The organism is Pseudomonas sp. AC169 (assembly GCF_979258515.1).
Window position 1 is genome coordinate 4,739,717 of sequence record NZ_OZ409866.1, and the last position, 24,380, is coordinate 4,764,096.

The 24,380-nt window shown below is 58.1% G+C and carries 22 protein-coding genes, 1 tRNA gene and 1 pseudogene; 10 read left to right on the top strand and 14 right to left on the bottom strand.

The genetic code is table 11. The features are described 5' to 3' along the window. Positions 1–53 precede the first annotated feature (53 nt). On the top strand, positions 54–776 hold the full coding sequence (locus ACZZ0G_RS21290) for an amidotransferase (protein ID WP_463557416.1): 723 nt from the start codon (positions 54–56) through the stop codon (positions 774–776). Positions 777–883: 107 nt separating this feature from the next. On the opposite strand, the gene ACZZ0G_RS21295 is transcribed toward ACZZ0G_RS21290, so the two are convergent. From ACZZ0G_RS21295 to ACZZ0G_RS21305, 3 genes are all read right to left on the bottom strand, one after another. Next, positions 884–1,855 carry a magnesium and cobalt transport protein CorA gene (locus tag ACZZ0G_RS21295; RefSeq protein WP_141129874.1) on the bottom strand — a complete coding sequence of 324 codons (972 nt, stop codon included), beginning with the start codon at positions 1,853–1,855 and terminating at the stop codon, positions 884–886. 133 nt (positions 1,856–1,988) lie between these two features. Further along, entirely contained in the window at positions 1,989–2,711 is a 723-nt protein-coding gene (locus ACZZ0G_RS21300) for a lysophospholipid acyltransferase family protein (RefSeq protein WP_463557417.1), read from the bottom strand. A gap of 217 nt (positions 2,712–2,928) precedes the next feature. Then, positions 2,929–3,618 (bottom strand): crotonase/enoyl-CoA hydratase family protein, encoded by a 690-nt coding sequence (locus ACZZ0G_RS21305; protein WP_095120025.1) that lies wholly within the window; start codon positions 3,616–3,618, stop codon positions 2,929–2,931. A gap of 295 nt (positions 3,619–3,913) precedes the next feature. On the opposite strand from ACZZ0G_RS21305, the gene ACZZ0G_RS21310 reads away from it, so the two are divergent. Then, positions 3,914–4,003, top strand: a tRNA-Ser gene (locus tag ACZZ0G_RS21310). A gap of 142 nt (positions 4,004–4,145) precedes the next feature. Next, entirely contained in the window at positions 4,146–4,466 is a 321-nt protein-coding gene (locus ACZZ0G_RS21315) for a YbjQ family protein (RefSeq protein WP_007914076.1), read from the top strand. Positions 4,467–4,526: 60 nt separating this feature from the next. On the opposite strand, the gene ACZZ0G_RS21320 is transcribed toward ACZZ0G_RS21315, so the two are convergent. Then, on the bottom strand, positions 4,527–4,811 hold the full coding sequence (locus tag ACZZ0G_RS21320) for a hypothetical protein (protein ID WP_008080979.1): 285 nt from the start codon (positions 4,809–4,811) through the stop codon (positions 4,527–4,529). Between the two features lie 240 nt (positions 4,812–5,051). On the opposite strand from ACZZ0G_RS21320, the gene ACZZ0G_RS21325 reads away from it, so the two are divergent. The 4 genes from ACZZ0G_RS21325 to ACZZ0G_RS21340 all read left to right on the top strand — a co-directional run bounded on the left by ACZZ0G_RS21325 (position 5,052) and on the right by ACZZ0G_RS21340 (position 6,789). Continuing rightward, positions 5,052–5,240: a hypothetical protein gene (locus ACZZ0G_RS21325; RefSeq protein WP_463557418.1), complete on the top strand. Its 189-nt coding sequence runs from the start codon at positions 5,052–5,054 to the stop codon at positions 5,238–5,240. A 325-nt stretch (positions 5,241–5,565) separates the two neighbouring features. Beyond that, positions 5,566–5,937, top strand: coding sequence for a glycine zipper domain-containing protein (locus ACZZ0G_RS21330; RefSeq protein ID WP_463557419.1), 372 nt, complete (start codon positions 5,566–5,568; stop codon positions 5,935–5,937). 137 nt (positions 5,938–6,074) lie between these two features. Next, positions 6,075–6,494 carry a YMGG-like glycine zipper-containing protein gene (locus tag ACZZ0G_RS21335; RefSeq protein WP_463557420.1) on the top strand — a complete coding sequence of 140 codons (420 nt, stop codon included), beginning with the start codon at positions 6,075–6,077 and terminating at the stop codon, positions 6,492–6,494. Positions 6,495–6,615: 121 nt separating this feature from the next. Then, on the top strand, positions 6,616–6,789 hold the full coding sequence (locus ACZZ0G_RS21340; RefSeq protein ID WP_174244440.1) for a hypothetical protein: 174 nt from the start codon (positions 6,616–6,618) through the stop codon (positions 6,787–6,789). Between the two features lie 91 nt (positions 6,790–6,880). Here the strand turns inward: ACZZ0G_RS21340 and ACZZ0G_RS21345 are convergent, their stop codons facing one another. Together ACZZ0G_RS21345 and ACZZ0G_RS21350 are read right to left on the bottom strand one after the other, a co-directional pair. Then, positions 6,881–7,255 carry a hypothetical protein gene (locus tag ACZZ0G_RS21345; protein WP_463557421.1) on the bottom strand — a complete coding sequence of 125 codons (375 nt, stop codon included), beginning with the start codon at positions 7,253–7,255 and terminating at the stop codon, positions 6,881–6,883. After that, positions 7,248–12,035: pseudogene (locus ACZZ0G_RS21350) on the bottom strand (RHS repeat-associated core domain-containing protein). The gene ACZZ0G_RS21345 and the pseudogene ACZZ0G_RS21350 overlap by 8 nt, the downstream one beginning before the upstream one ends. Positions 12,036–12,279: 244 nt before the next feature. Here ACZZ0G_RS21350 and ACZZ0G_RS21355 point away from each other — a divergent pair. Continuing rightward, positions 12,280–12,975 (top strand): HAD-IA family hydrolase, encoded by a 696-nt coding sequence (locus ACZZ0G_RS21355; RefSeq protein WP_463557422.1) that lies wholly within the window; start codon positions 12,280–12,282, stop codon positions 12,973–12,975. A gap of 76 nt (positions 12,976–13,051) precedes the next feature. Here ACZZ0G_RS21355 and ACZZ0G_RS21360 read toward each other — a convergent pair whose 3' ends face one another. Next, complete coding sequence (locus tag ACZZ0G_RS21360) at positions 13,052–13,798, bottom strand: 3-oxoacyl-ACP reductase family protein (RefSeq protein ID WP_463557423.1); 747 nt, start codon at positions 13,796–13,798, stop codon at positions 13,052–13,054. Between the two features lie 126 nt (positions 13,799–13,924). Here ACZZ0G_RS21360 and ACZZ0G_RS21365 point away from each other — a divergent pair, with 126 nt between their 5' ends. Then, positions 13,925–14,851, top strand: coding sequence for a LysR family transcriptional regulator (locus ACZZ0G_RS21365; protein WP_463557424.1), 927 nt, complete (start codon positions 13,925–13,927; stop codon positions 14,849–14,851). A 118-nt stretch (positions 14,852–14,969) separates the two neighbouring features. On the opposite strand, the gene ACZZ0G_RS21370 is transcribed toward ACZZ0G_RS21365, so the two are convergent. The 3 genes from ACZZ0G_RS21370 to ACZZ0G_RS21380 all read right to left on the bottom strand — a co-directional run bounded on the left by ACZZ0G_RS21370 (position 14,970) and on the right by ACZZ0G_RS21380 (position 18,560). Continuing rightward, positions 14,970–15,698 carry an aspartate/glutamate racemase family protein gene (locus ACZZ0G_RS21370; protein WP_007916448.1) on the bottom strand — a complete coding sequence of 243 codons (729 nt, stop codon included), beginning with the start codon at positions 15,696–15,698 and terminating at the stop codon, positions 14,970–14,972. Between the two features lie 55 nt (positions 15,699–15,753). After that, positions 15,754–17,292, bottom strand: a complete 1,539-nt coding sequence (locus ACZZ0G_RS21375; RefSeq protein WP_463557425.1) for an NCS1 family nucleobase:cation symporter-1 — start codon at positions 17,290–17,292, stop codon at positions 15,754–15,756. Positions 17,293–17,819: 527 nt separating this feature from the next. After that, positions 17,820–18,560, bottom strand: coding sequence for a phosphoadenylyl-sulfate reductase (locus tag ACZZ0G_RS21380; protein ID WP_440095661.1), 741 nt, complete (start codon positions 18,558–18,560; stop codon positions 17,820–17,822). Between the two features lie 164 nt (positions 18,561–18,724). Here ACZZ0G_RS21380 and thrH point away from each other — a divergent pair, with 164 nt between their 5' ends. Then, positions 18,725–19,342 (top strand): bifunctional phosphoserine phosphatase/homoserine phosphotransferase ThrH, encoded by a 618-nt coding sequence (gene thrH, locus ACZZ0G_RS21385; protein ID WP_463557426.1) that lies wholly within the window; start codon positions 18,725–18,727, stop codon positions 19,340–19,342. A 131-nt stretch (positions 19,343–19,473) separates the two neighbouring features. Here the strand turns inward: thrH and pabB are convergent, their stop codons facing one another. The 4 genes from pabB to rloA all read right to left on the bottom strand — a co-directional run bounded on the left by pabB (position 19,474) and on the right by rloA (position 24,191). Beyond that, positions 19,474–20,817 (bottom strand): aminodeoxychorismate synthase component I, encoded by a 1,344-nt coding sequence (gene pabB, locus ACZZ0G_RS21390; RefSeq protein ID WP_463557427.1) that lies wholly within the window; start codon positions 20,815–20,817, stop codon positions 19,474–19,476. 310 nt (positions 20,818–21,127) lie between these two features. Further along, complete coding sequence (locus ACZZ0G_RS21395; protein WP_160057043.1) at positions 21,128–22,114, bottom strand: alpha-L-glutamate ligase-like protein; 987 nt, start codon at positions 22,112–22,114, stop codon at positions 21,128–21,130. Further along, the gene (gene rloB / locus ACZZ0G_RS21400) at positions 22,114–23,649 is read right to left on the bottom strand and encodes an osmotic stress tolerance membrane protein RloB (RefSeq protein ID WP_134175033.1); all 1,536 of its coding nucleotides are present in this window, start codon (positions 23,647–23,649) and stop codon (positions 22,114–22,116) included. The genes ACZZ0G_RS21395 and rloB overlap by 1 nt, the downstream gene beginning before the upstream one ends. Before the next feature lie 5 nt (positions 23,650–23,654). Beyond that, positions 23,655–24,191 (bottom strand): retropepsin-like aspartic peptidase RloA, encoded by a 537-nt coding sequence (gene rloA, locus ACZZ0G_RS21405; protein ID WP_463557428.1) that lies wholly within the window; start codon positions 24,189–24,191, stop codon positions 23,655–23,657. Positions 24,192–24,380: the final 189 nt, after the last annotated feature.

The following is a 24,380-nucleotide window of genomic DNA, read 5'->3' on the forward strand; positions in this document are numbered from 1 at the left end:
TCAAGGCAGGCTCTGGGGTGTTCATTATTCCCATCACGTGTCAGGTATTTTTTATGTCGCTACGCATCTGCATTCTGGAAACCGACATCCTGCGTCCGGAACTGGTCGATCAATATCAGGGTTACGGGCAGATGTTTCAGCGCCTGTTCTCGCAGCAACCGATCGCCGCCGAGTTCACCGTCTACAACGTGATGCAGGGCGATTACCCAAGCGACGACCTGACCTTCGACGCGTACCTGGTCACCGGCAGCAAGGCCGATTCGTTCGGCACCGATCCGTGGATCCAGACCCTCAAGGAATACCTGCTGACCCGTTACGAGCGTGGCGACAAGCTTCTTGGTGTGTGCTTCGGCCATCAACTGCTGGCACTGCTGCTCGGTGGCAAGAGCGAGCGTGCGACGCAGGGCTGGGGTGTTGGCACCCACAACTACAAACTCGCGGCCAAGGCACCGTGGATGAGCCCGGTGCGTGAAGAACTGACGCTGCTGATCAGTCATCAGGATCAGGTCACCGCGCTGCCGGAAAACGCCACGGTCATTGCTTCCAGCGATTTCTGCCCGTTCGCGGCGTACCACATCAACGATCAGGTGTTGTGTTTCCAGGGGCACCCGGAGTTCATCCACGATTATTCGCGGGCGCTGCTGGATTTGCGTCAGGAAGCACTGGGCTCGCAGATCTACAGCAACGGCGTGGCGAGTCTGGAGCAGGAACACCATGGCGCTACGGTAGCGGAATGGATGATGCGCTTTGTGGCGCATAAGCCAGAAACAGCCTAAGGCTAAAAGCTTCTCGAGCAGGCTCGCTCCCACATAGATCTTCGATTCAACAGAGATCAATGTGGGAGCGAGCCTGCTCGCGATTAGTCCGGTCAACCCGGTTTGACTTACAACCACCCCGACTTCTTGAAGCTCGCCCACAAACTCACACATCCCACCGTAATAAACCCAAGCACACCGAAATAGCCGTAATGCCAACTCAGCTCCGGCATGTTCTGGAAGTTCATTCCGTAAATCCCCGCCACCGCCGTCGGAAACGCCAGAATCGCCGCCCAGGCAGCAAATTTGCGCTGCACCACACTTTGCCGTGAGGCCTCGAGCAGCACACCGATCTCGATGGTTTGGCTGGCAATGTCGGCCAATGTGCTCAGGTCCTCCATCTGCCGCGTTACGTGGATCTGCACATCGCGGAAATACGGGCGCATGTTCTTGTCGATAAACGGGAAGCTCAGCTTCTGCAGTTCCTCGCCAATCTCCACCATTGGCGCTGCGTACCGGCGCAGGCGCACAACGTCACGGCGCAAGCCATGCAGCTTCTGAATGTCACGCTCATTCAGTGCGCTACACAACACGTTGCGCTCCAGCTCATCGATCTCAGCATGGATCGCTTCGCCCACGGGTTGGTAGTTCTCGATGACGAAATCGAGCAACGCATACAGTACGAAGTCTTCCCCATGCTCCAGCAACAGCGGACGCGCCTCACAGCGCTGGCGGACATGGGCGTAGGACGCCGAGTGGCCGTTACGCGCGGTAATGATGTAGCCCTTGCCGGCGAAAATGTGCGTCTCGATAAATTGCAGAACGCCGTTTTCACGGATAGGCGAGTAGGTGACGATAAACAAAGCGTCGCCAAAGGTTTCCAGCTTCGGTCGGCTGTGTTTTTCCAGGGCATCTTCGATCGCTAGCTCATGGAGATTGAACTGACGTTGCAGGTTGGACAGCTCCTGAGCGTCCGGCTCTTCCAGACCGATCCAGACAAAGTGACCGGTTTTCGCGGCCCAGGCAGCGCCTTCGTCGAGGGTAATATTGGTGACTTTCTTGCCTGCGCTGTACACCGCAGCAGCAACAACTCGACCCATGGTGGTGATTCACTTCTTCTTGGCAGGTGGCAGGGAATGCAAGGCTTCAGCTTAGCCGTGTCGCTGCTTGAGAGTCAGTGAAATCTGTACAGTTCAGCCGGCAAAAGAAAACCCGCACAGGGCGGGTTTGTTTTTAAACGGCTTGCAGTTGCCGATCCATCGATTCAATGCACTCGCGCATCTGTTCGCGGCACTGATTGATGAGCATGGGCATGTCGTCCATGGTCAATCCGGCTGTAGGAATTGCCGGCAACGAGCGTATGAGGATTTTCCCGCTGCGCCAGCGATTCAGGCGCATGTGCTTGATGTAACTGCTGACGCAAACCGGCACGATCGGCACGCCGGCAGCAATCGCCATCTGGAATGCACCTTTCTTGAAGGGCAGCAATTCCTCGCCAAGGTTGCGCGTGCCTTCCGGGAACACCCAGATCGAGGTGTCTTCGTTCTGCAAGGTATTGGTTGTAGTAAGCATCGATTGGCGCGCCTTGTGCGCATTGCCACGGTCGATCAACACATTGCCGGCCAGCCAGAACAATTGCCCGAACAGTGGCACCCACTTGAGGCTTTTCTTGCCGATGCACACGGTCCGGCGCGGCACTACGTTGCCGAACACGAACAGATCATAGTTGGACTGATGGTTAGCGATGATCACGCAGCTGTCGGGTTTGTTCATCAAACCGCTGACATCGGACTTCACTCTTAAACGCAAAATACACATCGCCGGCAGCGCGTAGAGACGGGCGCACAGACGGCTGTTGTCCGGATTGAACGGGCGGCATATGCCGAGAATCACTCCGAGCACACCAGCCAGAATAAAGTGCAGGCCCATCAATAACATACGAAACACGAACAGCATTTTCAGGCCCCACCGGGACAAAAGGTGGCGCAGTGTACGGATGTGCACTGTTTTCGGCAATTGCCGCTATAGAGTCCGGAGATAGCCGATGTTTAAGCGCATGTTTCAGAATGGAGGGTCAGACCTGTCCTAGAGCCGTCGCTGCGTTTTAAACCAAGCGTGCAAGAAAAAGCCCGACACGACGGTCGGGCTTTTCTTCACTTGCTTGAGTCCAGGCTTAACCCAGATGCTCCTGGTCCTGGATGATCGCGTTATCCAAGGCTTCCAGTAGCGCTTTACGCACTTTCAATTTGGTGTTCTTGTGCGCGAGCATGTTGATCTTCTTCAGCTGACGCGCAGCGGCGAGGGCGGCGCCTTGCAGTTCCTCGGCGGCAACGACCTTGTCGAGGAAACCGGCATCCACAGCGCTTTTTGGATCGAACATCTCGCCGTTGATCACTGAACGGTGGAATGCCGAGCGACGTAGGCGATCGCGAGCCAGTTCGATACCGGCGTGGTGCATGGTCATGCCGATCTGCACTTCGTTCAGACCGATGCTGAACGGGCCATCGACACCAATGCGGTAATCAGCAGACAACAGAATGAAAGCGCCTTTGGCCACAGCATGACCCGGGCACGCGACGATCACCGGGAACGGGTGAGAGAGCAGGCGACGCGCCAACGTCGAACCGGCAGTGACAAGCGCCACGGCTTCTTTAGGGCCGGCGGTCATCACTTTCAGGTCATAGCCGCCGGACAGAATCCCCGGCTGACCGGTGATGATCACGATGGCACGATCAGTCACCGCTTGATCCAGCGCCGCGTTGAATGCCGCAATCACGTCTGGAGAAATGGCATTGACCTTGCCGTTGCTCAAGGTCAGGGTCGCGATACCGTCTTCGAGGTGGTAGGAAATCAACTCACTCATGACGCTATTCCTTGTAAGAAAGATCGGCAGACGTTACCCACCGTCGCTGGCCAGGTAAAGCGCCGTGACTGACTCGCCAGTCACCGTTTCCCGGCTCACCCAGCGCAACGAGGCATTCTGCTTCTATATAGAAGGGTCGTGCCCACCGGAGATTGGCCGGTTTGCCATGACCCGTCAGCCGGCGAAACGACTTTTTCTCTTAACCGCATGAAAATTCTGAAAAAAAGTTTGCCATCGGAAAAGCTTTCGACTACATTAGCGCGCCTCGACAGACAGAACATGTTTGAAGAGATACGGTGAAGTGTCCGAGTGGCTTAAGGAGCACGCCTGGAAAGTGTGTATACAGGAAACTGTATCGAGAGTTCGAATCTCTCCTTCACCGCCACATTCAGTACACAAAACCCCTGATTTCGAAAGAAGTCAGGGGTTTTGTGGTTTCTGCCGTCTGGATTTTATTGGCAGCGGCGTGAAGTCCGCTTTGAGCTATTACAATCGCGAATTTATTCATCCGTATAGGGACGACATCCATGATCATTTCCACCACTCATACCATTGAAGGTCGGCAAATCACGGCATACCTAGACATTGTCAGTGCCGAGTCGGTGCAGGGCGTCAATGTGATTCGTGACATGTTCGCCGGTATGCGCGACTTTTTCGGCGGACGTTCGCAGACGCTAGAGCGGGCTTTGAAGGAGGCTCGTGTTCAGGCCACCGAAGAAATCAGGGAGAGGGCGCGTGCTTTGCAGGCGGATGCAGTGGTCGGGGTGGACTTCGAGATCAGCATGCCTGGCGGGAAGGGCGGGATGGTTGTGGTGTTTGCGACGGGGACGGCGGTGAAATTGCGCTGAATGTTGATCGCTGGTCATGTGAGCCCATCCAGATAATGGGTGGGCTCTTTTTCTACGCCATCAGCCCTGCGGCTTGAGGATCACCAGACCTTTATCGTCATAGGTCAGCGGCGTGTCGATAGCGACAAGCGGAGGTGTGTCGGAAGGTTGACTCGGTTGCACCGGCTGGCTCGGATGGTAAATGACGCCAGGCTGCAGAACCGGCGTATCCGGACCCGGATTTTTGATGGTGATTTCACCCGAAGCGATCTTGTCCTTGAGTTTTTCCGCTCCGGCTTTTCCGGCTGCGATTTGTTCGTCCGTGAGCTTTACGACGGGCAGATTCGGGAATCCGTTGATTTGCATGTTCTCTCCTTGAGATTCATTTGTGTGAAAAAGGGCAACGGCCTGTCTGCGCAATTCTTTAGCGGTGTAGGACCAACGGCAATTCTTCGCGTTGAGTTTTTGTAGGCCATTCGTCGGGCGTCAGGAGATCTGAATAACAAGTCCAGGAATGACCGGCTAGTCTCAAAAGCCTTGGAGGTCGATATTTTTTCAGGCGAATGGGTTTTTGCCGGTGTCGACCGGTGGCGAAGGGGCGATGGTATGACTGATCCGTATATCGAAGATGATGGCGCTGAATTTTCCTTCAACAACTGCGTACGGTGCGGCCAGACCGAGTACCAGTCAGGCTTTGGCGAGGACCGGGTGCAGACCGGCAAGATCAAATCCACAGCACCGAGAGGGCCGAAGGCAAAATTTTTGCCCAAGGTCAGCGCGCGATCCAGAAAATAATCTGTCACTGCATAACCCCGTCATTGAACGGGGTTTTTTTATGGCTGATTGAATGAGGACACGTCCTACGCACCTTGTTCGGGAATGCATTGGGCTTTCACAAACTTTTCACGTCTACCGCGGTAGGGTGAAGCCATCCGTTAGAAAGCAAGTCTCCAGCCCGTCTCCCCAGCGGGCTTTTTTTTGCCTGTCATAAAACCTTTTCCGGAATCGCTGTCCAATCGGCGCCGAGTGCGCGCAGACCTGTGATTTCGGCTGGACTTTCGCGCGACGACGGCATTAAATCCCGGCCCTTTTTGTCATCCCAATTTTTGAGGTTTTCGTCATGCGTTTAACACTGCCTGCTCTGGTTCTGGGGCTTCTGGTTGCTCAAGGTGCAATGGCCGCCGGTGATGGCACCGCTGCGCTGGGCGGTGGTCTGGGTGGCGCGCTGGGTAATGTCGTCGGCCAGAAAATGGGCGGCAGCACTGGCGCAGCCATTGGTGCTGGTGTAGCAGGCGCGGCGGGCAGCGCAATGACGGCGCGCAAGGGTAGCCGGACCAAAGCGGCAATTGGTGGCGGCGTTGGCGCGGCCGGTGGTTCGGTGATTGGCAACAGCCTCGGTGGAAAGACTGGCGCCACGATTGGTGCAGGCCTGGGCGGTGCGGCTGGCGGCGCGGTGGGCAGCAACCTGTCCAAAGGGCATAAGCGTCACTGAGATTGATCGTTTGTCAGAGAAAGCCCGGCTTGATGCCGGGCTTTTTCATGGCTGAACGTTTTTCCCGTTTGCGTCTCCAATCTCACATAGGCCCATGTCTGGGCGGACTGTCCCGCTTTGGGAACTGTGAGGTTCATATGCGCTTGTCATTATCTGCACTGTTTTTCGGTTTGCTGGTAGCACAAGGGGCGATGGCCGCTGGTGATGGTTCGGCAGCCGTGGGCGGTGGACTGGGTGGCGTACTCGGCAATGTGGTCGGCGGACAACTCGGTGGTAGCACTGGCGCGGCGGTCGGTGCTGGTGTGGGTGGCGCGGCCGGCGGTGCAGTGGGGGCGAATAAACGCAATCGAACCGAAGCTGCCATTGGCGGAGGCCTCGGTGCGGCGGGCGGCTCGGTCGTTGGCAACAGTCTGGGCGGGTCAACTGGTTCGGCTGTCGGCGCAGGGTTGGGCGGCGCGGCGGGTGGTGCGATCGGTAATAACCTGGGTGACGATGGTGGCTCTCATTCGGGCGGTGGCCACAAACACAAGAACAAACATAAAAACCGCCATCATTGATGGCGGGTTAAACGGAAACCCGGCATTTTGCCGGGTTTTTTGCATTTGCTCGTCAGACTCTGGAACGATTGGCTGTAGGGCTTTTCGAACGTCATACACTCCCTGAAATGAAGAGGTTGCCATGACTCCTGAAACCGAAGGCAAGGAAGAGAAAGGTTCGAGTGGATTGCCGTTTATCAATGACCCGGGGAATGAAGATCCGGGGTCGCTGATGGACGATGCGACAGTGCCGTTGAATGATTCGGATGAGGCGGATATGGAGTATGAAGAGGATGAGGATGAGGATGAGCAGTGAAAGTTGGGTCGCCTCAGTTTTTATCACTGCAGTTAATGTTTTCTGGGCCTAATTTTATAGGCCCTTTGAACGACGCGAGAACTGCGGCGGTTCAGAATGAGACATCAATTCTCTGTGCAGTGATTTTCACGTACTGCCCGTTGAGGTGCGGATGATCAAGGTGAACGTCCTGATCTGAAAACTCAATAATTGAACGGAAAATGTCGTCTTCTATGTAACCATAAATGTCGCACGAGAAGCCATTGTCGAGCATTTCGATACGTGCTTCTTCACTCGCTATTTTTGCGATATTTAACTCTTCAGGTAAAATCATTTCGAACTCAACCTCGTAGTGTTTACCAATCTCGATGACAGAAGGACAGTAACCTGCGAAACATCTTATGTTGATGCCTTGAACACTGAGCACGATTAACTCGTCGATGACTGGGTCAATTTCAATAATTTGTACAAGATATTTCTTAGTCATACGCCGGCCTCACTGTTTTATCTTGTCCCTGACCATTTATTGTTCGCCAAAACTCTTTACCGCTTTTGGTGTGCAGTGTTGTAATTTCGTTATTTTTGTTGGTTCCTACAAAAGCGAATTTTGCATCTCCTTTTCGATTATTTCCCATAAAAAGAATAAAGCCTGAACGAAGTTCTCCTTTATAAGGATATTCCACACGGGTTCCCTGACCGACAACGTCGCGCGCTATCTGTAAATACTCCTCTTTATGTTCAGTCCTGAACTCGTCACCGTGTTTTTCAAAATGTCCAACAAGCTTCTCGTCACTACCAAAATCCTTCGGCAGTGTTTTTAGCGCCGGGACCTTGGGCTCACCCTCATCAACCTTAGCCCCACCAACCCCACCCGGCACCTCACACCCAGGTTTATTCGGCGGCGGGCAGTTAGAGCTCAACCCCAACGGATCCACCCATCCCGTCGGATTCGGCACGTACTGGTACTGATTCAACCCACCGGCCAACTTGATCGGATCCGGTGTCAGATACCGCCCCAGCCTCGGGTCGTAATACCGGTGGCGGTTGTAATGCAGCCCACTCTCCCCATCGAAATACTGCCCCTGAAAACGCAGCGGCTGGTTCAGGTAGTCGTCGCCGGCCAGGGTCAGTGCGGCGACTTTGCCGTAGGCGTCGTATTGCGCGGACCAGACGATGTCGCCGCTGTAGTCGGTGAGTTCCTGCGGGGTGCCGAGGTGGTCGAGTTGGTAGTAGAACGGGCAGGCTTTTTTCGGGCCTTTGCCGTCGAGCAGCGCCAGCGGGCGGAAGGTGCCGGGTTCGTAGACGTAGCTGCGGTATTCGTTTTCGCTGCTTTCGGCGACGAGGTGATCGCCTTGCCAGAAGAATTCGGTGGTCTCGCCGTTGACGGTTTTGCTGATGCGTCGGCCGAAGGCGTCGTAGCAATAACTGGCGGTCTGGCCGTCGGGGCGGGTCAGGCCGATCAGGCGGTGTTGGCAGTCGTAGCGGTATTCGGTGATGAGTGTCTGCGCGCGGCCACGGCGTTCGCGGATCAGGTTGCCGAAGGCGTCTTAGTCGTAATGACGATCGCCCTGCATCAGCAGGCGGTTGCCCTTGATCTGGCTCGGGCCGGGGCGGTCCTGCATCAGCAGGTTGCCGGCCGGGTCGTGGGCGAAGCTTTCCGGCAGTTCGTCGCGGGAGTGGCTTACGCGGATCAGCCGGTCGAGGGCGTCGTAGCCGTAAGTGCGCTGGCCGTGGCGGCTGTCGGCGATGTGGGCGAGATTGCCGTTTGCGCTGTAGGCATAATCGCGGCGGTACAGCGAATCGCGCTGATGGCCTACGGCGTGGGCGAGTAATCGGCCTTGATCGTCATAGGTATATTCGCTGAGCAGCAGGCCTTGCTGGCGTTGCAACTCGCGACCGGACTGGTGGACGTGACGGGTCAGCGGTGCGCCGTTGAGGTCGATGCCGCTCAGCGCACCACCCTTGGCGTGGTGATAATCGAGATGGCTGTTGTCCGGTAGGCGCAGGCGTTTGAGCTGGCCGCAGGCGTCGTAGCGGTAGCGCAGGGTGCCCCAACCTTGATGCTCGGTGATCAAGCGATCCTGGCGGTCGTATTCGAAGGCCAGCGGGTGTTGCTGGCCGTCATCGACACCGATCAGTCGGCCGAGGCGATCGTATTGGTAGGTGACCTTGATGCCGTCGGGCAGGGTTTTGACCAACAGGCGGCCAGCGGCATCGCGCTCATACGCGGTGAGCAAACAAGAGCCGTCATCACCGAACTCGGTCTTTTCCAGCAGATGCCCGTTGAGGTCATAGGCGTACGCCGTGCGGCGGCCGTCAAAACCGCTTTCCTGACGAATCAGCCCGGTCGGCGTGTAATCGAGCCGGTACTTTTCCCCCGATTCGTTTTCGATCTCGGTAAGCAGCAGTTGCGCATGGTCGTAGCGGTACTGCACCCGCGTGCCATCGGGGTTGATCCGCCGCGAGACCAGGTGCAGGTCATCGTCGTATTCATAACGAGTAATGCGCCCCAGTTCATCGCGCTCGGCGGTGACCTGGCCGTAGGCGCCGTAGCTGTAAGCACGGGTATTTCCGGTCGGAAACGTCGTCTGGATCAGTCGACCAACGGCATCCCAATGCTGACGCGTGACTGCACCGTGTTCGTCGGCGGTGGTAGTCCGCCGCCCCAGCGAGTCGTAGGAAAAGCGCCGCACGCCACCGTCGGGCAAGGTCTCTTCGGTCAACTGGCCAAGGGCATTCCAGACCAGCCGATGCCGGCTGCTGTCCGGGTAGCGGATCGACAGCAACTGGCCCCGGGTGTCGTAGTAGTAATGGGTGACCTGTCCATCGGGGTCGACCGCTTCGGTGACATCACCCTCGGCATTACGCCGGTAGATCCACACCGCGTCGCCGCGTGAACGCCGATAAAGGAAACCGTTGCGATACTCGTAGGACGTGGGCGCATCAACAGCAGGAATCAGCGCGATCAGCCGTCCGACCTCGTCGTAGCGGTATTCGGTGACCGCGCCCAAAGCATCCTGCTCGGCGATCAACCGCCCCGAGGAGTCATAGGCCTTGAGCTGTTCGCCACCATCCGCCTCGACCTTGCGCACCAGCCGCGCACGCTCGTCGTGGACGTACGTTTCTTCGGTGCCATCGACGTAATGCACCGCCACGCTGCCGTCGTCATTCCAGACGTAGCGCGTGTCCATCTGCGAAAACGACGCCCAGTGGCGCACGCAACGCGCAGCCTTGCCTGTACGCTCCCACTCCCAGAAAAAACTCGCGCCGCCGGCCAGTTGCCGCTGCAGGATTACGTGGGCGTCGTCGTAGTCGTAACGCTCGCTGTCACCGACGGCGTTGGTGGCTTCGATCAGGTGTTGATAAGCGTCGTAGCGATAACTGACCAACGCTTGTTCGGTGCCCCAAGCCCCGTCGCGAAACACCTGGTAATCCACGCCGAGCAACTGCGCCCGGTCATAGCGCAACAGCAGCGAACGCCCGGCGCCGTTGTCCAGTCGCTGCACCCGGTCAGACCGATCGCGCTGCACCGTCAGACGATTGCCATAGGCATCGCTGATCACCGTCAGCCGTCCTGCACGAAAGTGATAAAAGCGCGCCGTTTCCCCGGCCAATGCGAGGATCAGCTCCTCCGGCTCGTCGCCCAGAAAAATCGCCGCCCGCGACAGGCTGTTGTGAATCGCGGGTCGTTCAACGCTCGGCAACGGAAAACCGGTACGCCGGTTCTCGTGGTCAACCCAGACCACCTCGTCCCCAGCAAACTCCAGCCGATGCGCCAGTGAATGACTCCAGCCAAAACCCAACCCAACATCAATCTCGACGGCGCTCGAGCGATACAACCGGGTGAACTCAAACGGCAACACGCCATCGAGCACGGCATCGCTCAGGGTCAGCAGTTCTTCACCGGTGACCATCGACACCGGGCAGCCATTGGTGCAGGTGAAGGGCACGCAATCGGCGCTGTCACCGTTGGGGTTTTTCGCCTGATCCGGCGAGTCGTCATGCGGCTCATGCCGCTCGATCCGGCTCGAGGCGCCAGACTTGTCCCGCACAACAGGCGCCGGATTCGGCACCGTCAACACCAACGAATCGGCCTGACGAATGTTCAGCGGTATCGACGGTGTCGGTTTCAACTCAACGTCACGCACATTGAGCATCAGCGGCTTCAAAACGCCGGCATGCCGCGTCAAATCCGCCGAGGACGTCAGCTCAGCCAGTCGCAACGCCGAAGCCGCCAACCACTCCCGAGCCCGCGGCGACTTGATCTTCGCCAGCACTTTGCTGCTCAAGCGCACCGGCACGCCGACGCCCCCCGACATCCCCATCAACAGAAAACTGATCAGCAGTTCGACCCGCACCTCGGCCACCACTTCGGCCAGGTATTGCGGCGGCAGCATCTTCAACCAACTGGTAAACGCGGCCAGATGAATGAACAGCAGCGGTTCGTCACTGAGGATCAGCAGACCGTTGGCAATGGCGTCGCTGGAAGCATTCAACAACGCCCCAAGCTCGGCCTCGCTGAGGTATTCCAGCAATTTTTCGCTGTTGGCCTGCAAGTCGGCGAGCAGGGCAAATACCTGTTTGATGTCGTCCCAGACGCCATTCAGGGCTTTCTCGAATCCACGCCAGTCGGCCTGTTGCAACTGCCCGTAACGGTCAAGAAACCCGGCGCTGGAAAACTCCGCCCACTGTGGTTGAAACCCTGTCCACTCAGCGCGCAGCCAGCCTTCCAGGCCTGCAATGACACCCTCATAAGAGGCATACAAAGCACGCACATGGTCGGTGGACACATCGGGAAAGAAGGTGATGCGATAACGCTGGCCCCGATCGCAATCGGTCACCTGCAGAATGCCGCTGGGGCCGATGGTGTAATGCAGCGCTTCGCCGAAAGTCAGCTCACCGCCGACATCGGCAAGCACCGGTTCGAGGGTTACCGGGGTGTTGCCAATCGGCACAAACCGCGCGGCCTCGAACATATGCACCAGCGTCAGGGTCCCACTGGCCGAGCACATGACCACCGATGAGCTGAGCGGTTGGCGCGACTTGATCGGCGCGCTGAGGCGCACGTCGTTGCCGACGGTGAACACCTGTTCGACATCCAGCGCGGTGCCTGTCCAGAACTGCTCGGCCCAGGCGTCGTAGTTGTTCAGGCACAGGCGGAATTCGCCGATCAGGTTGTCAAAATCCGGCTCATCGGGATTCAAAGCAGCAACAACGAGCAGGCCGATGCTGTTGTTCAGGGCCAGAAGCTGATCGGTTGGAAGCATTCGCAGTTCTCGCGCACATCAAAAAGGTGCGAGGACTTTGCGGGGGATCAATCAGGAAAGAAGTCGGGCGAGTAGGCAATGTCTGTAGGATGTTTCGCCGAATTGTTGCGAGTCGTTCATCGCTGCAACGGACATTGCCCGTTGCTCAATGTCCGTCGCGCTCGTTATGCTGCTGAACCCTTTAATCAGATCCGAGCAGCGGCGCCACCTGCCGCCTGGGATGTCTTTGTTAACGGATCCGATGATGAATGCACCGCTGAAGGCGTTCGGCCCGATCAAGGCCGTGATTTTCGATATGGACGGTTTGCTGCTGGACACCGAGGGCATTTACACAGAGGTAACCTCGCTGATTGCCGGGCGTTATGGGCGAACCTTCGACTGGAGCATCAAGCAGAACATCATTGGTCGCGGGGCCAACGATCTGGCGACCTACGTGGTGCAGGCACTCGATCTGCCGATCACTGCCGAAGAGTTTCTGCTGATCCGCGAGCCGCTGATGCGCGAGCGTTTTCCCAGCGCGCAAGCGATGCCCGGTGCCGAGGAGCTGATTCGCCATCTCAAGGCGCACAACATCCCGATTGCCGTGGGTACCAGCTCGTCGCGTCAATCGTTCGGGCAGAAAACCACGTTGCACCGCGACTGGTTCGCGCTGTTCGATTTCATCGTTACAGCGGACGATCCGGAAGTCGGCGCGGCCAAACCGGCGCCGGATATCTTCCTTACCGCTGCCCGCCGTCTCGGTGTCGCGCCTGAAGATTGTCTGGTATTCGAGGATTCACCGTTCGGCGTGACCGCAGCGAAAGCCGCCGGCATGACCGCGATCGCCATTCCCGACGCGGCCATGGCCGATGAAAAGTACGCACACGCTGACGGGATTCTTCGTACCCTGAAAGCGTTCACGCCGAGTGCCTGTGGTTTGCCGGCGCTGGAATGGGCGTAAACATCTGACACAAAAAAACGCCGCCCCTCTGTGAAAGGAGGGGCGGCGTTTTTCGTTCAGGCGACTCGGAAAAAAATCAGGCGCCGAAACCACCGTCTATGGTCAGGCTGGCACCGGTGATGTAGCCGGCTTCCGGACCTGCCAGATAAGCGACGAAACTGGCAATTTCTTCAGCTTTGCCGTAACGACCGACGGCCATCAGCGGAATCAGGCTTTCGGCGAAGTCACCGTGTGCCGGGTTCATGTCGGTATCGACCGGGCCGGGTTGTACGTTGTTGACGGTGATGCCGCGTGGGCCGAGATCGCGGGCCAGGCCTTTGGTCAAACCGACCAGCGCTGATTTGCTCATCGCATACACACCGCCGCCGGCGAAGGGCATGCGGTCGGCGTTGGTGCTGCCGATGTTGATGATGCGTGCGCCTTCGCCCATGTGTTTAGCGGCTTCCTGGGAGGCGATGAAGACGCTGCGAATGTTGATTGCCACGGTCTGGTCGAAGTCTTCAAGTTTGAAATCTTCCAGCGGTGCGACGGCCAGTACGCCAGCGTTATTGACCAGAATGTCCACTCGGCCAAAGGCTTCGACGGTGGCGCTGACGGCGTGGCGAATGGCGGCGACATCGGCGCTGTCGGCCTTGATCGCCAAGGCTCTGCCGCCGTTGGCGGTGATGCTGTTCTGCAACTCTTCGGCTTTGCCGGCGGAGCTGACATAAGTGAAGGCTACTGCAGCGCCTTCAGCGGCCAGACGTTTGACGATGGCAGCGCCGATACCACGGGAACCGCCTTGAATCAGAGCGACTTTGCCGCCGAGGTGTTGAGTGGTCATGTTCGATCTCCAGACTATTCAAGGCGGAATGCCTTGGTGTTGGTGCCGAGTATCGGCTTGGTATCGACAACTGTGTAGACCATGATTGCTATAGTCTGTGTAAACCAGAAGTTTATAGTGACGATCATGGAAACTTTCAGCAGCATTGAATGCTTCGTGCGCAGTGCCGAGGTCGGCAGCTTTGCCGAAGCGGCGCGGCGCTTGAGTCTGACCCCGGCGGCAGTCGGCAAGAGCGTGGCCAAACTCGAAGTGCGGCTCGGCGTGCGGCTGTTCCAGCGTAGTACACGCAGCCTGACGCTGACCGAGGCCGGGCAACTTTTCCTCGATCAGGTCAGTGGCAGTTTGACGACGATTCAAAATGCCGTGGCCAATCTGTCCAGTGTCGAAGGGCTGCCGGCGGGAACGCTGAAGGTCAGCATGGGCGCAGCGTTTGGCTGTCTGCATATCGTGCCGATGCTGGGTGAGTTTCTGCAGCGATATCCGGCGATCAACCCGGACTGGCATTTCGATAATCGACAGGTCGATCTGATCGCCCAGGGCTTTGATGCGGCCATCGGTGGCGGCTTCGAACTGCCGCAAGGCGTGATCGCACGCAAGTTGAGCCCGGCGCACCGGATATTGGTGGCGTCTGCCGACTATTTACAGGCCAATCCCGAGATCATCGAACCAGACGACCTCAGCCACCACGACGGCATTCTGATCCGCTCGCCGCAGACCGGGCGTGTGCGTTCCTGGCAATTGACCGGGCGCAATCCGCAGAACTGTCGGCCGTTGATGCTCAAGGCGCGAATGACCATGAGTGATTCCGAGGCCGCTTGCAGGACCGCCGCGCAGGGCTTGGGGATTGCGCTGGTGAGCATGCCGTTTGCCGTGGGGTATCTGGAGGCGGGGAGGTTGCAGCGGGTGTTGCCGGACTGGTATGTCGATGATGGCAACATTTCGATCTATTACGCCGAACATAAGTTGTTGCCGGGCAAGACTCGCGCGTTTGTGGATTTTTTGATTGAACAGTTTGCGGAGAAAGGGTTGGCGCGGCGGTTCAGTGCGATTTGAGCAAGGCATCAGACCGAGGTGCGGCCTTCGCGAGCAAGCTCGCTCCCACAGGGAGATGCATTCCAAATGTGGGAGCGAGCTTGCTAGCGAATGGGGCGACTCGGTCTACGAGATGGACTCAGCGGGCAAACCGCCCGGGCCAGCCAATAATGTTCTTCGGCCGCGGCGTTGCATAAGTCCGCACTTTCGACGTCGACAAGCGCAAGCGCACCAGCGATTCCGCAATCGTCACCGCTGCCGTCACCCCATCCACCACCGGCACCCCGGTACGCCGACGAATCTGCTCATCCAGCCCGGCCATGCCGCCGCAACCCAGGCAAATTACCTCGGCTTTATCCTGCGTCACCGCCAGTTCAGCCTGGTGCACGATCGCTTCCAGCGCACGCTGCGGTTCGTGCTCCAGCTCCAGCACCGCCAGACCACTGGCCCGCACCGAAGCACAGCGATCCCACAGACCTGACAATTTCAGCCGATCCTCGATCAGCGGTACGGTGCGATCCAGCGTGGTCACCACCGAATAGGCATGGCCGAGAAACATCGCCGTGCTCGCCGCTGCATCAGTGATATCCACCACCGGCACGTTAAGCAATTCCTGCAAGCCTTCGCGGCCATGCTCGCCGTAACCGGCCTGAATCACCGCGTCGAACGGCTGATCGTAGGACATCACCCGATCCATCACCGCAATGGCGGCCAGATAGCTTTCGAAGTTGCCCTCAATCGAATCGGCGCCGAAGTACGGCGTCAAACCGACGATTTCGGTACCGGGTGACGCAACAGCCTGCGCCGAACGAGCGATGGCTTCGGTGATGGACTCGGTGGTGTTGACATTGACCACGAGAATACGCATGGGGAAATCCTTATAGCGGGCAGTTCTGCGGCCCGAAGTCCGGGCCGCGAGGGAGTTAATGGCAGACGTTGTCGACAGCGATCGATTCGCCGCTGATATCGGCGTAGTGCGGCTGGCGTTTGGCGATGATCAGGTAAAGCATTCCGGCGATCCCGGCGCCGATCAGCCAGGAGAACGGCGAGACGCTGTGGAAACCCGGCACCAGCGCTAGGACGATGGCGATCAATGCCGCAGGAATAAACGCCGCCACCGCGCGGAAATTGACGCCTCGGCTGTAGTAATAAGCGCCGTTGGGATCTTCGCTATAAAGCTGCGGCACATTGACCCGGCCTTTGCGGATCAGCCAGTAGTCAACCATGATCACGCCGTACAACGGGCCGAGCAGGGCGCCGAGGCCAGACAGGAAATACACGATCACCAGTGGGCTGTTGTAGAGATTCCACGGCAGGATCAACACGGCGATGGTGGCGCTGATCAGCCCGGCGCGACGGAACGTCAGGTATTTCGGCGCCAGATTGCTGAGGACGAAGGCCGGGGCGACGAAGTTGGCCATGATGTTTACCGCAACGGTAACGATCAGGAACGCCAGGCAACCGAGCACCAGGAAGAAGGTGTTGGGAATCGAGGCGATGATCTCGGTCGGGCTTTCAATGATCCGGCCATTGATCTGAAATTGCGCGCCGCAGAGCAGGACAGTAATCGCGGCGAACACCAGAATATTCACCGGCAAACCCCAGAAATTTCCCACCTTGATGGTCTTGCGGCACGGCGAAGAGCGAGCGAAATCGCAGAAGTTGAGAATCAACGTGCCGTAGATCGCCAGCCACAACGCGCCGCCGGCGAAGATGTTGCGCCACATCTCGCCACCGGTCAGTGGTTCGCGAGTCGACCAGGCGATGGTGGCGTTGGCCTGGAAGTACATCCACGCAGCGAGCGCGGCGACGGTCAGCAGAATCACCGGCCCGGCAAACGCTTCGTAACGGCGGACCATTTCCATGCCGTAGGCGAGGATTGCCAGCTGCACGAACCAGATCGCCACGAAGCACACCCAACCCAGCGATGACAGACCAAGAATCGAGTTGTGGTCGTATTCGGCAAATCCCGGATGCACGGCAGTCAGCAGTACGCGGAAAACCACCGAGGCCAGATACGTCTGAATCCCGAACCAGGCAATGGCGATCACCGCCCGGATCAGTGCAGGAATTTGCGCACCGTGGATGCCGAAACTGATTCGGCTGATTACCGGAAACGGCACGCCGGTTTTCTGCCCCATATAACCGGACAGGTTCATGAAGAAATACACCAGCGCCGCGCCGATCCCCAGCGACAGCAGAATCTGCCAGCCACCCAGGCCCAAGGCGTACAAGCCGATGGCGAACGAGTAGTTGGCGATGTTGTGCACATCATTCGTCCACAGCGCGAAGATACTGTATTTGCCCCAGCGCCGACCTTCGGCCTTGGTTGGCGCCAGATCGCTGTTGTGCAGACGCGGACTGAGTTGTAACGGCTCGTTGAGTCCGTCATGGGGTAACGGTTGGGTAACGGGAGAGGCGGGCAGATTCAGCGCGATGTTATTGGAGAGACTTGTACGCATTCCGGCAGGCTCCTGATGTTCAGGCCGCGATGACTGTGCGTGAGCCGTCAGGCTCGACAAATCTTCGTCGCGGCAGTGAAAAACATCACTGGTTACGAGGCATCTGCAGCCTGTACGGGATAGGGCGCTTCAGGCTTGCGGATCGAAAGTGTGGGTATGTTTTGCAGTTTTGTATACAAAACATGTATGCACTCAAGCCAGATTTGTGCCAGTTAGCGATCTATACGCAGCCACGCTCATTTCGAAAAGTTATCGATGTGCGCTAAGTCTTTGAAAATAAGTGGTTAAAAATTGACCGTTTGAACAGGTATTAATTTTTGATGGAGGGTTTTCAGAGGAGGCTAGGGCGAGTGGTTTTCAGGCGGGATGTAACTTTTCAGGGCGCGGAAACAAAAAAGTGCACACACAAATGGCACCGATGGTGACAGTCGTGTGTACACATTTTTCAAGATCAAAAGATCGCAGCCTGCGGCAGCTCCTACATGGGAATGCGGTCATCTGTAGGAGCTGCCGCAGGCTGCGATCTTTTAGCTGTTGGATTTACTGATGATATTCCCGGCATGCAACCCGCATTCTTTCTGCGTCGCTTCTTCCCACCACCACCGGCCTTCGCGCTCATGCTGGTTCGGCAGGACAGGGCGGGTGCACGGTTCGCAGCCGATGCTGATGAAACCGCGCTCATGCAGGCTGTTGTACGGCAGTTCGAGCATGCGGATGTAACCCCAGATCTCTTCGCTGGTCATCTGCGCCAACGGGTTGAACTTGTACAACGTGCGCTCCGGTGTGGAGAACGCCGTATCGATTTCCATCACCGCCACAGCGCTGCGGGTGCCCGGGCTCTGGTCGCGGCGCTGGCCGGTGGCCCAGGCTTTGACGCCGGACAGTTTGCGCCGCAGCGGCTCGATCTTGCGGATGCCGCAGCATTCGCCGTGGCCGTCCTTGTAGAAACTGAACAGGCCTTTTTCCTTCACGAACGGTTCTAGTTTCGTGTAGTCCGGCGACACCAGTTCGATGTCGATCTTGTAGTGCTCGCGCACCTGATCGATGAAGCGGTAGGTCTCCGGGTGCAGGCGGCCGGTGTCGAGACTGAACACCTTGACGTTCTTGTTGAGCTTCCAGGCCATGTCCACCAGCACCACATCCTCGGCGCCGCTGAAAGATATCCACAAGTCATCGCCGAACTCGGCAAACGCGAGTTTCAGAATGTCTTGCGCGGATTTGTTGGCATAGGTCGTGGCGAGTTCCACGACGTCGAACGTTGCACTCATCAGGGCGGCTTCCTACAGGTCGGTGGCGCTGGGCGCTCTATATGGGGCCGATGGTAACAAAAAGCTGCGGGGCTCGGGGCGCGCTGTGCGTTGCGCGCCTGCTTTTGAGTCGCTAGAGTTCGGCCTCGCTCGACTCAAATAATCAATACAAACGGGAGTGTCTTGTGGAAATTGCTTGCCTGGATCTTGAAGGGGTGTTGGTGCCGGAAATCTGGATCGCCTTCGCCGAAAAAACCGGAATCGAATCCCTCAAGGCCACCACCCGGGACATTCCGGATTATGACGTGCTGATGAAGCAGCGCCTGCGCATCCTCGATGAGCATGGTTTGAAGCTGTCGGATATTCAGGAGGTGATCGCCACGTTGAAGCCGCTGGACGGCGCCGTGGAGTTCGTCAACTGGCTGCGCGAGCGCTTTCAGGTGGTGATTCTGTCGGACACGTTTTATGAATTCTCGCAGCCGCTGATGCGCCAACTGGGCTTCCCGACCTTGCTATGTCATCGCCTGATAACGGATGAAACCGGCCGAGTGACCAGTTATCAGTTGCGTCAGAAAGATCCCAAGCGTCAGTCGGTGCTGGCGTTCAAGAGCCTGTATTACCGGGTGATTGCGGCGGGGGATTCGTATAACGACACGTCGATGCTGGGCGAGGCGGATGCGGGGATTCTGTTCCATGCGCCGGAGAATGTGATTCGTGAGTTTCCGCAGTTTCCTGCGGTGCACACCTTTGCCGAGTTGAAGCAGGAATTCTTGAGGGCCTCAAACCGCGACCTCAGCCTGTAAACCCAACCACCTGACGATCGTTCCCACGCTCTGCGTGGGAATGCCTCAACGGACGCTCCGCGTTCGGCTTTGGATGGGACGCGGAGCGTCCCGGGCTGCGTTCCCACGCGGAGCGTGGGAACGATCATTACTCAGAGGTTCTGCAGGGTTTCGAGGAGGATTCTGACTTTGGTAATCGACTCCTGATACTCAGCCTGCCAGTCAGAATCCGCGACAATCCCGCCGCCGCCCCAGCAGCACACATGCCCATCCTTGACCAACAGACTGCGAATCGCGATGGAGCTGTCCATCTCGCCGCGCACGTCCAGATATAGCAGCGACCCGCAATACAATCCACGCCGGGTCGGTTCCAGCTCATCAATAATCTGCATTGCACGAATCTTCGGCGCGCCGGTGATCGAGCCGCCGGGGAAACTGCCGGCAATCAAGTCCAATGCGTCGCGATCATCCGCCAATTCACCGGTCACGCTGCTGACCAGGTGATGCACGTTCGGATAGCTTTCCAGGCTGAACAACTCCGGCACCCGCACCGAACCGATGCGGCAGGAGCGCCCGAGGTCGTTGCGCAGCAGGTCGACGATCATCAGGTTTTCCGCGCGATCCTTGGGACTGGCCAGCAGTTCGGCGGCGTTTGCGGCGTCTTCGGTTGGGGTCAGGCCGCGAGGGCGGGTGCCTTTGATCGGCCGGGTTTCCACTTGGCGCTGGCTGACTTTGACGAAGCGCTCTGGCGACAGGCTCAGCACCGCGCCGCCATCAGGCAGGCTCTGGAAACCGGAGAAGGGCGTCGGGCAGGCTTCGCGCAATGCGCAATAAGCCAGCCATGGGTCGCCCTGGCATGAGGCGCGGAAGCGTTGAGCGAAGTTGACCTGATAGCAGTCGCCGGCCTGAATGTAATGCTGAATGCGCTCGAAGGCCTGACGGTAATCGTCGGCTGAAAGATCGGCGGCCATCGGGGCGTTCAGTTTGAACGGTGTCAGCGCATCAATTTGAGGCTGAGTGAAAAGCGCGATCAGCCGTTGTTGTTCGCTGTCGTTCACGGACGGGTGAAAGACCAATTGGCTGGTCGACGCGTGGTGATCGCTGATCAGCGCCCAGTCGTACAACCCGAAGCGCGCGTCCGGCAATTGCAGGTCATCGCGGGCTTGACTCGGCAGGTGTTCCAGATGCCGACCGAAGTCGTAGCTGAGGTAGCCGATCAAGCCGCCAGCGAACGGCAGCTCGAAACCCAACGGTAAATCAGCCTCGCCCAAACGCTGCAAATTGTCGCGCAACCGCTGGAGGAAATGACTGCCACTCTCGTCCGGCAACACCGCCAATTGCTCCAGCGGCCAGGCGCTGAGCAGGTCATAACGGCCACGGTCGGCACTTGGCCGGCCACTGTCGAGCAGCACGGCGCCAGGCGCATTGCGAATGGCCGCAAAGTAATCGGCGGGATTGGCGCGGTAGGGCAGCGGGTGTACGGAACAGGTCAACATGGGCGGGGCAGATCGGCCGTTGAGGCGGGGTGGGGATTGTAGTCCTCTCCGATGCCAGATCAAAGTCAAAAGCCTCCCCCTCACCCCAGCCCTCTCCCCCAAGGGGGCGAGGGGGAAAGGGAGCAGATCTTCATGCTTTTCAAGGCCTGAGTTTGACTCGAAATTTCGGGAAGGCTGCCGATCTTTATGCTTTTCAGGGCCGGAGTTCGACTCAAGACCTTCAAGTCGGCGTAGCTCCAACATCCACCTCGGTCAGTCCCCTCTCCCTTTGGGAGAGGGCTAGGGTGAGGGGCTTTTAGTTTCTCAGCTTTTAGCCTTCCACAGCAGGAATATGCCCAAACATTTCCTGAGTAAACGCCACACGCTCCTCAACCGTCTCCGTCACCCCACGCGCCTTCAGCTCTTCCAGTCGCGCCTCCACCGCATGGGTACGCAACGTCAGCCCACAATCATTGGCGATCTGAATATTCAGCCCCGGCCGCGCGTTCAGCTCGAGAATCAGCGGGCCTTTCTCCTGATCCAACACCATGTCCACACCGATATAACCCAACCCGCACAGCTCATAGCAGCCAGCGGCGAGTTTCATGAAACCGTCCCAGTAGGGCAGTTGCACGCCGTCCACCGCGTTGGTGGTATCGGGGTGTTTGGTGATGATGTTGTTCAGCCAGGTGCCGCGCAAAGTCAGACCGGTGGCCAGATCGACACCGACGCCAATCGCGCCCTGGTGCAGGTTGGCCTTGCCGCCGGACTGCCGGGTCGGCAGACGCAGCATGGCCATCACCGGATACCCCATCAACACGATGATGCGAATGTCCGGCACACCTTCGTAGCTGATGCTTTTGAAGATCTGATCCGGGGTCACCCGGTATTCGATCAGCGCCCGATCACGGTGGCCGCCCAGCGAATACAGGCCGGTGAGGATGCTCGAGATGTGATGCTCAAGCTCCTCATGGGCGAGGATCTTGCCCGACACCGTGCGATAGCGACCTTCAAAGCGGTCGGCGATCACGATGATGCCGTCGCCGCCCGCGCCTTGGGCCGGTTTGATCACGAAGTCGTTGCGCCCGCCGATGATCTCGTCGAGCTTGTCGATTTCCTTCTCGGTGGAAATCACGCCATACAGCTCCGGCACGTGAATGCCGGCCTCGATAGCGCGTTCCTTGGTGATGATCTTGTCATCGACGATCGGATACAGGCTGCGCTTGTTGTACTTGAGCACGTAATCGGCGTTACGCCGATTGATGCCCATGATGCCCCGCGCCTCCAGGGCCTTCCAGGTCTTCCAGAAACCGAACATCAGGCGTCAGCCTTCTTCAGGAAAGCCTTGAAGCGCACCAGTTCGGTCAGGCGGTAGCCGCGATAGCGACCCATCGCCAGCATGAAGCCGACCAGAATCAGCAGGATCGCCGGGAAGGTGAACACGAAGTAGACCAGCTCAGGCACGGTCATGATCAGGTGCGCCAGGGACGCCGCGAACAGTGTACCAATCGCGACTTTCATCGCATGGCTGGCACCACGTTCTTCCCAGGTAATCGACAGACGTTCGATAGTCATGGTCAGAATCACCATCGGGAACAGCGCAACAGACAAGCCGCGCTCCAGACCGAGCTTGTGACTGAACAGGCTGATCGCCGCGATCAACACCACAACAAAGGTCAGCACCACCGACAGTCGCGGCAGCATTTGCAGCTTCAGGTGTTCCAGATACGAACGTAACGACAGGCCCAGCGCGGTGATCACGGTAAACAGCAGAATGCCGAAGCCCAATTGCGTCTCGCGGAAGGCGAGGGCGATTAGCACCGGGGTGAACGTGCCGAGGGTCTGCAGGCCGATCAGGTTGCGCAGGATCAGGATCACCAGCACGCCGATCGGGATCATCACCATGATCATGAACGTTTGCTGAGTCTGCAGCGGCAAGCCGTACAGCGAGTATTCGAGGAAGTTGGCGTCGGTATTTTCGTCGGTCAGCTTGGCCAGACGAATCGCGTTCATCTCGCTGTTGTTCAGGCTGAAGGTCACGTTGGCTTTTTTGCCGCCGTCGACGGTGATCAGGTTTTCATCGCCGGTCCACCACAGCAGGCGGTCGGTCGGCAGGCCTTGCTCGCCGGTTTCCGGATTGAAGTACAGCCAGTCGTTGCCGTTGAAGCTGCGCAGCCACAGTTCCGGCATTTGCGGCTGGTCGGCGACGAGGCGGATGGTGTGGACTTTTTCCACCGGCACGTGGGCGATGGACAGCAGCAGTTCGACGATTTTGGCTTTGTGCGCGGTGGACGGATCACCGGCCAGCAGCAGTTTCACGTTGTCGTCGTTGAGGTTGTTGACGCGTTTGATCGCCTCGCCAATAAAGGTTTCGACGTCGGCCGAGTGCTGGCGAATCGGCGCGAGCAGGGCTTCGGCGGCGATTTTCTCCGGGCCTTCGATGGCGATGCTGTCGCGGAAGGTCGGGCCCTTGATCTTGGATTTTTCCGCGGTGTAACGCTTGGTCAGCACCAGACGGTAATAAAGGGTCTGGTTGCCCTTGGCGCGACGTGCCGACCAGGTGACCTTGCGGTTGCCATCGACGCGGTTCACGGCGACGCCGTAGTTATTGGAGATAAAACTCTCATTGAGGCTGACGTAATCGCGGCTCAACGGTGGCACGAACATCTGGATCTTCACCGGATCTTTGGTGCTGGCGACGAACTCGACCTTGGCGTCGATGTTCCACAAGTCGTCGGTGGCGTCTTCGGTTACCGGGATGCCGAGCACGAAAATCTGATAGGCCGTAACCGAAACGCCCAGCAGCACCAGAATGGTGATCAGGATTTTCAGGTGGAAGGTTAGAGAACGCATGGAAATTACTCGGCGGTATGAGCGGCGATGGTGCAGGCGGGTTTGCCGGCAGCGTATTTAAGACTTGGATCGACCAGCGCGTCGAAGCGTTTCAGCGCTTCGGAGCCAATCAAAAGCGGGTATTGGAACGCACTTCGGTCGGTCAGGTTCACTTCGATGCTGCGCATTGCCGATCCCATGCAGATATCCAGCTCGATCACCGGACGGGCGGTGTACTTCTTGCCTTCTTCCGGGTCGTAGTCGCCGGCGCGGCGCTTGATCTTGCTGACCCGGGCCATCGGCCGTTCGATCGGGTGCGAATGCGCGGCGTCGATGGCCAGGTAAAAACGTACCCAGGACTCACCGTTGCGTTTAAAGCGTTTGATGTCGCGGGCACTCAGCGATGCGGTTTTCGCACCGGTGTCGAGTTTGGCCGCAACTTCGAGATTGATGCCGTCAAGCGAAGCGTATTCGTTGAGGCCGTACACGGTTTTTTCCCCCGCAGCGGCGAGGCCGGGCAGGCAAAACAGGGCGAAGAATGTGGGAAAAGGCTTGAGTCTCATAAATCCTGGTGCGCAGCGTTCCGTTTTCGGTTCAGGTCCTTGGCAATACTTGCGCAAGACCCTTCGTGTGCCTGGCAGCTTTTTATGACAAGCCGTACAAATGGCCAGCAAATGCGGGCGGCATTCTAGCACGGTGGTTTTATGGCGCCAGCGCCTGCACCGGTCTATAACCCTTGGGGATGTCAGCGG

What these genes read in the sequence shown, in the direction of transcription:
- ACZZ0G_RS21290 (WP_463557416.1), top strand. Translation starts at nt 54, where the DNA reads ATGTCGCTACGCATCTGCATTCTGGAAACCGACATCCTGCGTCCGGAA.
- ACZZ0G_RS21295 (WP_141129874.1), bottom strand. Translation starts at nt 1,855, where the DNA reads ATGGGTCGAGTTGTTGCTGCTGCGGTGTACAGCGCAGGCAAGAAAGTC.
- ACZZ0G_RS21300 (WP_463557417.1), bottom strand. Translation starts at nt 2,711, where the DNA reads ATGCTGTTCGTGTTTCGTATGTTATTGATGGGCCTGCACTTTATTCTG.
- ACZZ0G_RS21305 (WP_095120025.1), bottom strand. Translation starts at nt 3,618, where the DNA reads ATGAGTGAGTTGATTTCCTACCACCTCGAAGACGGTATCGCGACCCTG.
- ACZZ0G_RS21315 (WP_007914076.1), top strand. Translation starts at nt 4,146, where the DNA reads ATGATCATTTCCACCACTCATACCATTGAAGGTCGGCAAATCACGGCA.
- ACZZ0G_RS21320 (WP_008080979.1), bottom strand. Translation starts at nt 4,811, where the DNA reads ATGCAAATCAACGGATTCCCGAATCTGCCCGTCGTAAAGCTCACGGAC.
- ACZZ0G_RS21325 (WP_463557418.1), top strand. Translation starts at nt 5,052, where the DNA reads ATGACTGATCCGTATATCGAAGATGATGGCGCTGAATTTTCCTTCAAC.
- ACZZ0G_RS21330 (WP_463557419.1), top strand. Translation starts at nt 5,566, where the DNA reads ATGCGTTTAACACTGCCTGCTCTGGTTCTGGGGCTTCTGGTTGCTCAA.
- ACZZ0G_RS21335 (WP_463557420.1), top strand. Translation starts at nt 6,075, where the DNA reads ATGCGCTTGTCATTATCTGCACTGTTTTTCGGTTTGCTGGTAGCACAA.
- ACZZ0G_RS21340 (WP_174244440.1), top strand. Translation starts at nt 6,616, where the DNA reads ATGACTCCTGAAACCGAAGGCAAGGAAGAGAAAGGTTCGAGTGGATTG.
- ACZZ0G_RS21345 (WP_463557421.1), bottom strand. Translation starts at nt 7,255, where the DNA reads ATGACTAAGAAATATCTTGTACAAATTATTGAAATTGACCCAGTCATC.
- ACZZ0G_RS21355 (WP_463557422.1), top strand. Translation starts at nt 12,280, where the DNA reads ATGAATGCACCGCTGAAGGCGTTCGGCCCGATCAAGGCCGTGATTTTC.
- ACZZ0G_RS21360 (WP_463557423.1), bottom strand. Translation starts at nt 13,798, where the DNA reads ATGACCACTCAACACCTCGGCGGCAAAGTCGCTCTGATTCAAGGCGGT.
- ACZZ0G_RS21365 (WP_463557424.1), top strand. Translation starts at nt 13,925, where the DNA reads ATGGAAACTTTCAGCAGCATTGAATGCTTCGTGCGCAGTGCCGAGGTC.
- ACZZ0G_RS21370 (WP_007916448.1), bottom strand. Translation starts at nt 15,698, where the DNA reads ATGCGTATTCTCGTGGTCAATGTCAACACCACCGAGTCCATCACCGAA.
- ACZZ0G_RS21375 (WP_463557425.1), bottom strand. Translation starts at nt 17,292, where the DNA reads ATGCGTACAAGTCTCTCCAATAACATCGCGCTGAATCTGCCCGCCTCT.
- ACZZ0G_RS21380 (WP_440095661.1), bottom strand. Translation starts at nt 18,560, where the DNA reads ATGAGTGCAACGTTCGACGTCGTGGAACTCGCCACGACCTATGCCAAC.
- pabB (WP_463557427.1), bottom strand. Translation starts at nt 20,817, where the DNA reads ATGTTGACCTGTTCCGTACACCCGCTGCCCTACCGCGCCAATCCCGCC.
- ACZZ0G_RS21395 (WP_160057043.1), bottom strand. Translation starts at nt 22,114, where the DNA reads ATGTTCGGTTTCTGGAAGACCTGGAAGGCCCTGGAGGCGCGGGGCATC.
- rloB (WP_134175033.1), bottom strand. Translation starts at nt 23,649, where the DNA reads ATGCGTTCTCTAACCTTCCACCTGAAAATCCTGATCACCATTCTGGTG.
- rloA (WP_463557428.1), bottom strand. Translation starts at nt 24,191, where the DNA reads ATGAGACTCAAGCCTTTTCCCACATTCTTCGCCCTGTTTTGCCTGCCC.